The 12,692-nt window shown below is 61.3% G+C and carries 12 protein-coding genes; 5 read left to right on the top strand and 7 right to left on the bottom strand.

Annotated elements, in window-relative coordinates; translation table 11 throughout:
* Window positions 1-13 precede the first annotated feature (13 nt).
* Window positions 14-1,324 (top strand): 3-deoxy-D-manno-octulosonic acid transferase, encoded by a 1,311-nt coding sequence (locus HPQ64_RS19130; RefSeq protein ID WP_172890215.1) that lies wholly within the window; start codon window positions 14-16, stop codon window positions 1,322-1,324.
* Complete coding sequence (gene lpxK / locus HPQ64_RS19125) at window positions 1,321-2,397, top strand: tetraacyldisaccharide 4'-kinase (RefSeq protein WP_172890214.1); 1,077 nt, start codon at window positions 1,321-1,323, stop codon at window positions 2,395-2,397. Before HPQ64_RS19130 ends, lpxK begins: the two co-directional genes overlap by 4 nt.
* Here the strand turns inward: lpxK and HPQ64_RS19120 are convergent.
* Entirely contained in the window at window positions 2,363-2,584 is a 222-nt protein-coding gene (locus HPQ64_RS19120; protein WP_172890213.1) for a DUF2093 domain-containing protein, read from the bottom strand. The genes lpxK and HPQ64_RS19120 overlap by 35 nt on opposite strands.
* Window positions 2,585-2,610: 26 nt before the next feature.
* Window positions 2,611-3,096: a MerR family transcriptional regulator gene (locus tag HPQ64_RS19115; protein WP_343036070.1), complete on the bottom strand. Its 486-nt coding sequence runs from the start codon at window positions 3,094-3,096 to the stop codon at window positions 2,611-2,613.
* An 83-nt stretch (window positions 3,097-3,179) separates the two neighbouring features.
* On the opposite strand from HPQ64_RS19115, the gene HPQ64_RS19110 reads away from it, so the two are divergent.
* Entirely contained in the window at window positions 3,180-3,845 is a 666-nt protein-coding gene (locus tag HPQ64_RS19110) for a cation efflux transmembrane domain-containing protein (protein WP_172890212.1), read from the top strand.
* Between the two features lie 9 nt (window positions 3,846-3,854).
* On the opposite strand, the gene HPQ64_RS19105 is transcribed toward HPQ64_RS19110, so the two are convergent.
* The 5 genes from HPQ64_RS19105 to HPQ64_RS19085 form a co-directional block, all read right to left on the bottom strand.
* Window positions 3,855-5,648, bottom strand: a complete 1,794-nt coding sequence (locus HPQ64_RS19105) for a monovalent cation:proton antiporter-2 (CPA2) family protein (RefSeq protein ID WP_172890211.1) — start codon at window positions 5,646-5,648, stop codon at window positions 3,855-3,857.
* A 146-nt stretch (window positions 5,649-5,794) separates the two neighbouring features.
* Window positions 5,795-6,511, bottom strand: coding sequence for an aldolase (locus HPQ64_RS19100; protein ID WP_172890210.1), 717 nt, complete (start codon window positions 6,509-6,511; stop codon window positions 5,795-5,797).
* A 109-nt stretch (window positions 6,512-6,620) separates the two neighbouring features.
* Complete coding sequence (locus tag HPQ64_RS19095; protein ID WP_172890209.1) at window positions 6,621-7,238, bottom strand: HAD family hydrolase; 618 nt, start codon at window positions 7,236-7,238, stop codon at window positions 6,621-6,623.
* Between the two features lie 12 nt (window positions 7,239-7,250).
* Window positions 7,251-8,675 carry a metalloprotease TldD gene (gene tldD / locus HPQ64_RS19090; protein WP_172890208.1) on the bottom strand — a complete coding sequence of 475 codons (1,425 nt, stop codon included), beginning with the start codon at window positions 8,673-8,675 and terminating at the stop codon, window positions 7,251-7,253.
* 193 nt (window positions 8,676-8,868) lie between these two features.
* The gene (locus HPQ64_RS19085) at window positions 8,869-9,363 is read right to left on the bottom strand and encodes an invasion associated locus B family protein (protein ID WP_343036085.1); all 495 of its coding nucleotides are present in this window, start codon (window positions 9,361-9,363) and stop codon (window positions 8,869-8,871) included.
* 600 nt (window positions 9,364-9,963) lie between these two features.
* Between HPQ64_RS19085 and coxB the strand changes: the two genes are divergently transcribed.
* On the top strand, window positions 9,964-10,905 hold the full coding sequence (gene coxB, locus HPQ64_RS19080) for a cytochrome c oxidase subunit II (protein WP_172890206.1): 942 nt from the start codon (window positions 9,964-9,966) through the stop codon (window positions 10,903-10,905).
* Window positions 10,906-10,976: 71 nt separating this feature from the next.
* Complete coding sequence (gene ctaD, locus HPQ64_RS19075; RefSeq protein WP_172890205.1) at window positions 10,977-12,575, top strand: cytochrome c oxidase subunit I; 1,599 nt, start codon at window positions 10,977-10,979, stop codon at window positions 12,573-12,575.
* Window positions 12,576-12,692 lie beyond the last annotated feature (117 nt).

The following is a 12,692-nucleotide window of genomic DNA, read 5'->3' as shown; positions in this document are numbered from 1 at the left end:
GGGCGCTCGCCGATTGCCTGGTACCGAGCGAAAATTCGCGGCCGAGGACATTCCATTCGCGATCTACGAACGGATCGGCCGCGTGGCCGGCCCCTTGCTTTCCTTCCTGCATCGCCGCAGGGCCGCGCAGGGCAAGGAAGATCCCGCACGGCGTGGTGAACGCTTCGGCATTGCCAGCCACCCTCGCCCGGAGGGCAGCCTTGTCTGGGTACATGCGGCGAGCGTTGGCGAAATGAACGCCGTTCTGCCTGTTGTGCGCGGTCTTTCGGAACAGGGCCACGCGGTGGTGCTGACCACGGGCACCATCACTTCCGCCGAAGCGGTAAAGGATCGACTTCCGCCAGGGGCTGTCCATCAGTTCGTACCCTATGATGCGCAGCCCGGCATCGACCGTTTCCTGGATCATTGGCGTCCGTATCTAGCGGTTGTCGTCGAATCCGAAATCTGGCCGACGACCATTCGCAGCCTCGAAAGAAGGCACATCCCTCTCGTAATCGCAAATGGGCGGATGTCGCCGAAATCGGCCGCGGGCTGGCTCAAGGTCCCGCGTCTCGCGCGGCGTCTTTTCGCCGGTATCGATCTTTGCCTGGCGCGCTCCGGGGAGGATGCGGAGAATTACCGGCGCATTGGCGTGCGCGATGTCGATATGGTGGGCGACCTGAAGTTCGATGGAACGCTGCCCGAGGCCGATCCACAGGCGCTGGAAGACTTCAGGGCAGCGATTGGCGAGCGGCCGGTCTGGTTTGCGGCGAGCACGCATCCAGGCGAAGAAGAGCAGGTGATCGCGGCGCACGGCCAGATTTCCAGCGCTCACCGGAGGCTTCTTACCTTGATCGCTCCACGTCATCCCGCGCGTGGCGATGCGGTTCGTGCGATTATCGAAAAGGCCGGCCTCGCCGTAGCACAGCGCAGCCGAAACGAGCCCTTGTCGGGCGATACGGACGTCTACCTGGCTGACACCATCGGCGAGATGGGGCTCTTCTTCCGCCTTGCGCCCGTGGTCTTCATGGGCGCCTCGCTGATGCCGCTTGGCGGCCATAACCCGCTGGAACCCGCGCAATGCGGTGCGGCGATCCTCACGGGTCCAAGTTTCCCCAATCAGAAGGATGTGTATGATCGGCTGATTGCCGATGGGGGAGCTGTGGTCGTGAATGGACCAGACGAACTTGCGCGCGAGGTTTCGCATTTGCTCAGCAAACCTGAAGACACCCGCAACAGGGGCAAGGTTGCAAAGCTTTTCGCCCTCGAAGGGAAGGGGGCAGTGGAGCGCACGCTTCACGCCCTTCGTCCTTTCCTCGCGAAAACCGGGGCCGGTAGAAAATGATTTGGGGCTTCGGCAAGGCGCCCTTTTTCTGGTGGCGGCCTCGTCCGGACTGGAGAGCCCTGCTGCTTTGGCCTCTTGGTGCAATCTACGGGGCGGTTACGGCGCGGCGCATGCAGAGGCGTCCTGACGGTTCGGTGTCCGTACCTGTTGTCTGCATCGGCAATTTCGTGGCTGGCGGTGTCGGAAAGACGCCCTTCAGCCTGGCATTGGCGGCGGAACTGGCCGGTCGGGGATATTCTCCCGTTTTTCTGCTGCGTGGATACGGCGGCAAAGCCAAGGGGCCGGTTCTGGTCGACAGGAAGAGCCACTCCGCCCTGGACGTTGGTGATGAAGCTCTTCTTCTGGCCAAGGATTGGCCAACCGTCGTTTCCCGCGATCGGCTTGCCGGTGGGCAGTTCGCCGCAAGCCACGGAGATATCGTCATCATGGACGACGGATTCCAGAATCCGCGTCTTCAAAAGGATTTTTCGATTGTCCTCGTCGATGCGCAAACAGGCACGGGCAATGGCTTTTGCCTGCCGGCGGGCCCGCTGCGCGCACCCTTGCGGCGGCAGATCGTGGCTGCCTCCGCGCTGGCGGTCATCGGCGAGGGAGAGGCGGCGAAACCGGCAGTTCGCCTGGCGTCACGCAAGGGATTGCCGCTTTTTCATGCTCGGCTGGAAACAACGCCCGATCCGGAATTGGCGGGGGCGCGAGTGCTCGCATTCGCGGGAATTGGGCGGCCTGAGAAATTTTTCGCGAGCCTTCGCGAACTCGGCGCCGAAATCGCCATCGAAAAACCGTTCCCCGATCATCACCCCTATTCGTACAGCGAGGCGGAAGCCTTGCTGACAGAGGCGGACGACAAGGGATTGCTGCTCGTGACGACCGCCAAGGACATGGTGCGTATCCAATCGCTAACCGGCGAATTTCCGCGCTGGCTTGCGGGCAGGGCGCGGGTCGTCGACGTGAATATGCGGATCGAGGAAGCCGAGAGGCTCTGTGAACGGATAGGGGAAGCCGCTCGTTCGAAGGCCCTGAAAGTCGCGGGGGCAGGGGTCAGGCGTTTCGATGGCACTCCTGATAACGCTTGAGGGCCGAGGCCGCGTCCACGTAGGCTTCCTGACGTGACACGCTCCAATATTTGAGCTCGTCGATGGGAATGGCCTGACCGGTCACTGCACAGCGAACGAAGGTGCCGGGAGATTCGATCTGGAAATCGCCGTCAAGATAGCGAATGCGCGCTTCGCTTGGCAGTCTGGGCTTTTCGAAACGGTTCATTTTCTTCGTCAGCCAATTTGAAACAACTACCCGGTAGATAACGCCTTGCCGCGCGATTTGCCAGTATGCGCGCCCGTCTCGCCGTCTTTTCCCGATGCCGATGTATCCGATGCCGGCCCAAGCGCCTCCAGAATGCGGCAGGAGGTCACGCTTTCGCCGTCGCAATGCTCGACCATCCGCGAAAGGGTTTCGCGCAAGGCACAAAGCTGTTCGATCCGCCGGTCGACAAGCGCAAGCTGCTCGCGGGCAATCCTGTCGACAGGGCCGCAGGAGGCGTTCTCCTCACTCGAAAGTCGCAGGAGCTCGCCGATCGCATCGAGGGAAAAGCCCATTTCACGTGCATGGCGGATAAAGGCAAGGCGGTCCCGGTGAACTCTTCCATAGCGACGCTGCCCGCCCTCGGTTCGCGGCGGGAGGGGAAGCAGCCCACGGTTTTCATAATAGCGCACGGTCTGCACACTCGTTCCCGTTTCCCGAGCGAGAATGCCGATACTGACAAGGTCGTCGATCACGAATTTCACCCTTGAACCTACAACCACTATAGGGATTAGGGTTGTGAAATGGAAATTCAAGGAAAGCGGAGTTAACCGCCACGATGTCCGGTCATTGCTGCTCGTCCAACGTTCGTTTCGAAGGTTTGAGCCCCGCCTACAGACGCGCGCTCCTTGCGGTCATCGCCATCAATGGCGCGATGTTCGTGACCGAACTGGCCGGCAGCGCGGCGGCGGGATCGCAGGCGTTGCAAGCCGATTCGCTCGATTTCCTGGGCGATACGATGACCTATGCGATCAGCCTTGCCGTTATCGGGAAGTCGATCAGGGTTCGCTCTTTGGCGGCGATCGCCAAGGGGATATCCCTGAGCCTGATGGCCGCGTTCGTTTTCGGGGCGACCCTATGGCGGGTCCTCTATCTCGGCGTACCAAGCGCCTCCATCATGGGCGGCATCGGAACGCTGGCGCTGGCCGCCAATCTCGCAAGCGTGCTGATCCTTCTCAAGTACAGGGATGGAGATGCGAATGTTCGCTCCGTCTGGCTGTGCAGCCGCAATGACGCGATCGGCAACCTCGTCGTCGTCGCGGCGGCGGGCGGCGTCTTCGCAACCCGGACGGGTTGGCCGGACGTGATGGTTGCGGGCCTGATGGCGGGGCTTTTCCTCTGGTCTTCCGTCTCGATCCTGCGCCAGGCAATCGAGGAGTGGAAATCGGCCGACGTCGCGCTGGAACCTGCCTTGCCTGAGCAAGGGGCGGGGCACGGCCGCTGAAACTGAGAACTACTCGCCGGCTTCCCTATGATCGTCGGACGCCCTGCCGCGAGAGCGCGGGGTGACCTGGTGCAGCTTGTCGGAGCCGGCGAACATGCCTTCGCGCATCTGCAATTCCAGCCGTTCCTCGTCGCGCCGGCGCACGTCCGCTTCGATTTCCACGATGCGGTCATGGTCTATCCCGAGTTCTTCAAGGGCCGCGCGGCTGAAGGCAACACCGGATTCAAAGGTCTCGCGAATCTGATAATCGACCCCCAAACGCTTGAGGTCGAGCGCATGGGCACGATCCGTCGCGCGGCAAAAAAGCTTGGCGCCGGGGAAACGCGCACGGATGAGTTCGATAGCCTTTGCCATGACCTGATCGTTTTCGATGCATAGCGCGATCAGGACCGCATCCTCGCCACCGGCCGCCGCCAGAACGTCGGGGCGCGTCGCATCGCCGTAAAACACTTTGTAACCAAGCTTCCGGGCGTAGGCGATACGCTCCGGCTTCATGTCGATCGCCGTGATCGCGATGTCCTCGGACGTCAACATCTGCGCGACGACCATGCCGAAACGCCCGAAGCCGATCACGAGCACCGTGGGAACCGCTGCACTAAATTCTTCGATGAAATCCGTTTCCACGCCGCGCTTCTGCAGTCGGGCGGCGATCATGTCATGGCCGGCGCAGGCAAGCGGAGTGAGCAGCATTGTCAGAATCACGACCGAAATCAGCAGCATTGCCGCCGATTGGGCAAGCACTTGCGCCGAGATCGCCGCGGTGAAGAGTACGAAAGCGAATTCGCCGCCCTGAGGCAGGGTGACGGCGATTTTAAGGGCATCGGAGTTGGAGGAGCCGAAAACGCGCGCAAGCACCCACAGCAGCATGCCCTTTACGGCCATGACCAGGACGACGCCAAGAGCGATCAACAGCCAGTTTTCCGCAACCAACCGCAGGTCGAGCGCCATGCCGATGGCAATGAAGAAAAGGCCCATAAGCAGCGAGCGGAAAGGCTCGATATCCGCCTCAAGCGTATGCCGGAAACTCGATTCCGCCAGCATCACGCCGGCAAGGAATGCGCCAAGCGCCATCGAGAGACCAACGGCATGCATGATGCCGGCACTGCCGAGGGCAACGAGGAGGGCGGCCGTCAGCATGACTTCCCGGGCGCGGGATGCGGCGAGAAATGAAAAGAAGGGCGTCAAAAGATAGCGCCCCGAAACGATGACCCCGGCCACGGCGGCAATCGTAACGCCGACTTCCTGCACGACCTCGCTTGTCGTCGAAGGTCCGGCGGACGGCGCAAGTATCGGGATCAACGCCAGAAGCGGCACGATCGCCATATCCTGCAGGAGAAGGATGCCGAAGGAACGCTGGCCATAACTGGTCGACAATTGGCCGCGCTCCTGCAGGATCTGAAGCGCGAAGGCGGTGGACGAAAGCGCAAGGCCGAAGCCGGCTATGATCGCCGGGCTGCGGGAATAGCCAGCCAGAAGAAGAGCGCCGGTCAGCACCGTCCCGCTCAGTAGCACCTGGCACGTTCCGAGCCCGAAAATGTCGCCTTTCATGCGCCACAGGCGCGCAGGCTCAAGCTCAAGCCCTATGACGAAAAGCAGGAGTACGACACCGAGTTCGGCAACGTGCAGGATCTCCTGCGGATCGCTTACAAGATCGAGCACGAAGGGGCCGATCGCGATTCCGGCTGCAAGAAAACCCACGACGGAGCCGAGGCCGAGGCGCTTTGCGAGCGGCACGGCAACGACGGCGGCAGTCAGGATGAGAATCGCTTCGCCGAAGAAGGGAGGTGCCGATTCCGTGGCCAATTCATCCTCTGAGGGTATTTGCTGTTTTCACTGCAAGCTTATCCCGAACCAAGCGGTCTCTCCACAGGCCGTCTCCGGATGATTGGCCGGAAAGGCGGGGCGAACCGCCTTGAGCGGCGACCGGGCCTTCAAGTGTTCCTGATCCGTCAAAGGCCTATGACGCGCCGCATGGCGTTGAAATGAGCGATCGCCTGTACCTCGAAGACCTGCATGAACTGGCGCGAGGTTTCTCGCGCGACATCATCTGGAATGATCTTCAAAGGCCTGCCCGTTGACTGGGCCAGAACCTGCTGGCGGGCCGCGCGCTCCAAATAGTAGAGATCGTCGAACGCATGGGGGACGCTCGGGCCCCCGACGACCACGCCATGGTTGGCGAGAAAAATGATATCCGCGTTCGGATCCTGCTTCGCCTGTTCGGCAATGCGCCGGCCCTCTTCCTCGTCAAGCGCGATGCCGCCGAACTGGTCGTCATAGGCAATGCGCCCGAAATACCGGCAAGCCGTCTGATGCGCCATCTCCAGGCGGCCGTTTTCCAGCATGGTGAGGGCCGTGGCATAAGGCATATGCGTATGCAGGATGCAGAGGTGGCGCGGGTTGGCGCGGTGACTGGCGATATGGATGTTCCTGGCCGTCGCCTCCACTTCGCCTTCGCCCTCAAGCACCGTTCCCTCGCCGTCGATGAGCATGAGGTCCTCAGGCTGCATCTGCGACCAATGAATGCCATACGGGTTGATCAGATAGCGTTCGTCGTCGCCCGGTATCGCGACGGAGAAATGATTGCAGATGCCTTCGTTGAGGTCGAAGTGGGCGGCAAGCCGCAGAACCGCAGCAAGCTCGCGCCGGTATTCGGCGACAATCGCCATCAGGTACCTCCGTTTTTGTCATATGAATTCGTCACAACGATCTAGCCGATGGCCGGGGCGAGGGAAAGAGCGCCTCCTCCCGGTGCACCTGAAAGGGCGCGCTATAGCGCTATAGGACCCCGTAGCCCTTGAGCGCCGCCCTTAGTGAACCCGCATCCGTGAAGAGGTGGGCGTGCATTCCCGCGTCCTCCGCTCCTTTCACGTTCTTCTCGCTGTCATCGATAAACAGCGTCTGAGCCGGATCGTGATCGTATCGCTCGCAGACGCGGGCATAGAGCTCACGCGCAGGCTTTCGAGCGCCGAATTCCGCTGAAACATACGCGTTTTCGCCGAAGATATCGAAGGCTTCCGGCGCACAGTCCGGGAAGACTTCCTTCAGCAGCATTCCGTTGTTGGTCAGCAGGATCGTGTCGACCAGTTCGACAACTTCGCTGGCGATCGCAAGGATCTGCGGTTTCGGGCGCATCATGGCCTTCAGGATGCCGGTCCATGTGCCGCGGTCGATTTCATGGCCGAGAAGGCGGCTCATCTCGCCAAGATAAGCTTCTCCGTTGTCCGGATCGCCGGCCTCCGCCCTCTCTTCGAAATCCGATTGAAACACGGCCTTGTCAATTTCGCTTGCCTTACGGCCTGTCAGACGAGAGAGCGCTTCGAGCCTCACGTCCGTGTCCCAGTCATAGAGGACGCCGGCCATGTCGAAGATAACGAAGGCGATCTGCGATGCCATTGGCAAATATCCTCAAAGCGCCGTGCCGCCGACCGTCATGGCGTTGATGCGCAGTGTCGGCTGGCCAACGCCGACGGGCACGCCTTGTCCCTGCTTGCCGCAAGTACCGATGCCGGGATCGAGTTTCATGTCGTTGCCGATCATTTCCACGCGGGTAAGTGCGTCCGGCCCGTTGCCTATAAGCATGGCGCCCTTGATCGGCGCCCCGATCCTGCCGTTTTCAATCCTGTAGGCTTCCGTGCAGGAGAAGACGAACTTGCCGGATGTGATGTCGACCTGACCGCCACCGAAGGAGACGGCATAGATGCCGTCCTTCACGCTGGCCAGAATTTCGCCGGGTTCATGCTCGCCGCCCAGCATGATGGTGTTCGTCATGCGCGGCATCGGAATATGGGCGAAGGATTGCCGGCGTCCGTTTCCGGTGGGTTTCATGCCCATCAGGCGTGCGTTCTGTCTGTCCTGCATGTACCCGGTGAGAGTGCCGTCTTCGATCAGCACGGTGCGGTTTGTCGGTGTTCCCTCGTCGTCGATGGTTAGCGAACCGCGCCGGTCCATTATGGTGCCGTCATCGACAATGGTGACACCCTTCGAAGCAACGCGTTCGCCCATCAGTCCGGCGAAAGCCGAGGTTTTCTTGCGGTTGAAATCGCCTTCAAGCCCATGGCCCACCGCCTCATGCAGCAGGATGCCGGGCCAACCGGCCCCTAGGACGACGTCGAATGCGCCGGCGGGCGCGGGGACCGCCTCAAGGTTGACGAGCGCCTGGCGAAGCGCTTCGTCCACAGCGGATTGCCATCGTTCGATGGCGATGAATTCGCCATAGCCGGCACGCCCGCCGAACCCGTAGGAACCCGATTCCTGACGGTCTCCATCGCCGGCGATTACGGAGACGTTGAACCTGACGAGAGGACGGATGTCGCGCACGCGGTGTCCGTCGGCGCGCAGGATGTCGACGACCTGCCAACTTCCGGCAAGCGAAACGCTGACCTGGCGAACCCTGGGGTCGCGCGCCCGGGCATAGGCGTCGACTTCCTGGAGCAGGCGCAGTTTTTCTTCGAACGCCGGGGCGCCAAGCGGGTTTTCGTCGCTGTAAAGGCGGGCGTTCGTCCCCTGCGGGGGGGCGGCGTAGCTGCCGCTGTGGCCGGAAGAGACGGCGGAAACGGCATCCGCCGCGCGCTTGAGCGCGGCTTCCGAGATTTCGCCGGAATGGGCGTAGCCGGCCGCTTCGCCCTTGACCGCGCGAAGGCCGAAGCCCTGGCTCGTGTCGAAATTGGCGGCCTTGAGCCGGCCATTGTCGAAGACAAGGCTTTCGGACTGTTTGTACTCAAGGAAAAGCTCACCATCGTCCGCGCCCTCAAGTGCTTCGGCGGTGATCGTTCGCGCGGTTTCTTCCTTGAGGCCGCTTTTTTCAAGGAGGTCGAGGACGGAATCACTCATTTCGGTTCTCTCGCAAGGAGGCGCCGCTGCTGCATTCTCTCGGCGCGTTTCAACAAAAAGGATGTGTTTTCAAGATAGGGGCGTTGGGCGGCGTTGCCCACCCGGGGAGCACGGAAGACGGCTTCAGGCAAGGAAAAGGCCGTCTGGCGCGTGGCGCCGACGGCCTGTTGAAACACCCTCATGCGTCGAAGCTTCAGGGCAGGGCGGCGAAACCCTCCTTGAATCCGTTCAGCGATATTGGAATGCCGATCCCTTCTTCCGGTGTCTGGAAGATGATGAAGGTGGCCAGGTCGCCGCCTTCGAGCTTTGAAATCAGGTCTTTTTGAAGGATCACCTCGGCGATGCAGCCCGTAGGCAGGCAGCGTACGAAGCCGGCCCGGCCGATGTCGGCATCGTCGACGCGAAGCCCGAGGCCGGATGGCAGCAGAACGCCAAGCGGCGCAAGGACGCGCAGGATATGGGTTTCCTGGTCCGCCGTTCTCAGGACGATAACGGACAGGCCGACGTTTTCCCTGTCCTCCGCGGTGACGTTCTGGATCAGGGCACATTGCTCGCCCTGCGAACCGGGAGGCGTGTCGCAGCGCATCTGCCAATCGCCATGAACGGCGCGAATCTCACCTTGCGCATGGGCGGGGGGCTGGGCCGCACCCGCCAGGGTGAAGAGCGCAACAAGGCCGACGGCAGCAATGCGGTAAAACGGGATACGGCCTTTCGGTGCTGTGACCGGGCTTGAATTTCTGGAGGGCACAGGCTCTTCTCCATTGTGGTAGCGTCCGGGCGCGCAAACAGGCAGGTTCGCGAAACGGCCATCAGCCTCTCTGATCAACCAGTGATTCGGCAGCGTGCACTGTCGATGTGCCTTTTTCGACCCTCGCAATGCCCATTTCAAGGAGAATCCGCCCTTTCAAACGCTTACCGGAAGGTAACAGGGCCTTCCCGCCGCGGAAACGCAAGCTGGTCACGGCTCCTCCTCTTGCCTATCTTTGTTTCTTGCAAGAATTTCATCCACAGGGCGCAATGAACGCGATTTTCGGTTTGTGCGTCGAATAGACCGTTGCGGTTCTTCGTTGCTTGTGGTTTTTCAGGCGCGAAATTGATCTTGGTCAAGCCTTGGATGCGGCGTTTCGCCGCTGGGCAAGCTGAAGGTCGTGCGGTATCAGCCATAGCGGTTAATATACTGCGGCGAAATTGCGGCCATGCCGGCCAAGCCGATCGGGCATATCCGGGTAGGGCGGAAGCCGATCCCCGGCGTGGCAAACTTGAACGACAGACCAGGCCGGTCGGGCCGATGGGTCAGGAAGGGAGCGTAGACGTGACGAAACTGGTCAAGCGTCTCATTGCAGGGGTTGCCGGTGTCGCGGGCTTCGGCGGCCAGGCGGTCGCATCGGAGCCTGTGCCTTGGCAGACCGGGCTTCAGCCCGCTGCAACGGGCGTCATGGCGGATATCCGCTGGTTCAACGACTTCACACTCGTGATCATCACGTTGATCACGCTTCTGGTGCTGGGTCTTCTGATCACGTGCATCATGCGGTTCAACCACAAGGCCAATCCAACCCCGTCGCGTACGTCCCACAACACGCTGATCGAGGTCGTGTGGACGGTTGTGCCGATCCTTATCCTCGTCGTGATCGCGGTGCCTTCCTTCCGGCTGCTTTTCAAGCAGCTTGAAATCCCCGAGTACGACATGACGGTGAAGGCGACTGGCTACCAGTGGTATTGGGGTTATGAGTATACCGACGAGAGCATGAACGGGCTGGCCTTCGACGCTTACTTGATCGAAGACGGCGATCGTCAGGACTGGGCGGACCAACGCGGTGTGCCGGTATCTGCCATGCCGCGTCTGCTGGCGACCGACAATGAGGTCGTCGTTCCGGTGAACAAGACCATTCGCGTTCAGGTTACAGCGGCGGATGTGCTGCATTCCTTTGCTATGCCGGCCTTTGGCGTGAAGGTGGACGCCGTGCCGGGCCGCCTCAACGAAACCTGGTTCCGCGCAGAGGAAACCGGCATTTACTACGGCCAGTGCTCGGAGCTTTGCGGTATCCGCCACGCCTTCATGCCGATTGCCATTCGTGTCGTGACGGAGGAGCAGTTCGCCGCCTGGGCAGAAGCTGCCCAGGACGACATCGAAGAGGCGAACAAAGAGCTTTACGCGACGATCGCGGACGCCAAGGCGGCCAAGACCGCGGAAGCGAAGGACGCCGGTAACCTCACGGTCGCTAAACGCTGACGCAATTTCGGATGTGAGGGCGGCGGCTGGGCCCGCCACCCGATCGGGGAATCGAACCAGGGAGTTCATTCATGGCCACTGCGACCGACACGCATGGCGCGCACGACCATCCGACGGGATGGGTGCGCTGGGTCTATTCGACCAACCATAAGGACATTGGCATCCTTTACCTGTGCTTCGCGATCTGCGCGGGCATTATCGGCGGATCGCTCTCCGTGGGTATCCGCATGGAGCTGCAAGAGCCGGGAATGCAGATCTTCTCCGATCCGCATGTCTTCAACGTTTTCACGACGGCTCACGGCCTGATCATGATCTTCTTCATGGTGATGCCGGCGCTCATCGGCGGATTTGCCAATTTCTTCGTGCCGCTTATGATCGGCGCGCCGGACATGGCGTTCCCGCGCATGAACAACATTTCCTTCTGGCTGCTTCCGCCGGCCTTCCTGCTGCTGCTGCTGTCTCTCTTCGTCGAAGGGCCTCCGGGCGGTAACGGCGTGGGCGGCGGCTGGACGGTCTATCCGCCGCTTTCCACCTCCGGCCAGCCCGGTCCGGCGATGGATCTGGCAATTCTTTCGCTGCATATCGCCGGTGCATCGTCGATCCTGGGCGCGATCAACTTCATCACCACGATCTTCAACATGCGCGCACCCGGCATGACGCTGCACAAGATGCCGCTTTTCGCTTGGTCCGTGCTGGTAACGGCGTTCCTGCTGGTGCTTTCGCTGCCCGTGCTTGCTGGCGGCATCACAATGCTGCTGACCGATCGTAACTTCGGCACGACGTTCTTCGATCCGGCTGGCGGCGGCGATCCGATCCTGTTCCAGCACCTGTTCTGGTTCTTCGGTCATCCGGAAGTGTACATCCTGATTCTGCCGGCCTTCGGCATCGTCAGCCACATCATCTCCACCTTTTCCAAGAAGCCGATCTTCGGTTATCTCGGCATGGCCTATGCCATGGTCGCCATCGGCGTCGTCGGGTTCATCGTGTGGGCGCATCACATGTTCACCGTCGGCCTCGACGTGAAGACGCAGGCCTATTTCGTTGCCGCCACGATGGTCATCGCGGTGCCGACGGGTGTGAAGATTTTCTCCTGGATTGCGACGATGTGGGGCGGCTCGATCGAGTTCCGCACGCCGATGCTCTGGGCGATTGGCTTCATCTTCCTGTTCACCGTCGGCGGCGTGACGGGCGTGCAGCTTGCCAATGCCGGCCTGGACCGAGCCCTGCACGACACCTACTACGTGGTCGCGCACTTCCACTACGTCCTGTCTCTGGGTGCGGTGTTCGGCATCTTCGCCGGCTGGTATTACTGGTTCCCGAAGATGTCCGGATATATGTACAATCCGCTGATCGCCCGCATCCACTTCTGGGTCACCTTCGTGGGCGTGAACCTGATCTTCTTCCCGCAGCACTTCCTGGGTCTCGCCGGCATGCCGCGCCGCTATGCCGATTATCCGGATGCGTTTGCGGGCTGGAATGCGGTGTCGTCCTACGGGTCCTATATCTCTGCTCTTGGCGTCCTCATCTTCCTTTACGGGATTGTCGAGGCTTTCTCCAAGAAGAGGGCCGCGGGCGACAATCCGTGGGGCGAAGGTGCAACGACGCTTGAGTGGACGCTGTCCTCGCCGCCGCCGTTCCACCAGTACGAGACGCTGCCGCGCATCAAGTAAGCGGCGCGCTTCAACCAGAACGGCGCCGGTATTGCATTGCTGCTGCTTGCATGCCGGCGCCGCTCTCCGATCGATACCGGAAACATGAACGACTGGGAAATTTGACGGCATGTCGCT

The organism is Hongsoonwoonella zoysiae (assembly GCF_013266695.1).
Taxonomy (GTDB): Bacteria; Pseudomonadota; Alphaproteobacteria; order Rhizobiales; family Stappiaceae; genus Hongsoonwoonella; species Hongsoonwoonella zoysiae.
Note: the sequence above shows the minus strand (reverse complement) of the source record. Positions and strands in the feature narration are given on the sequence as shown.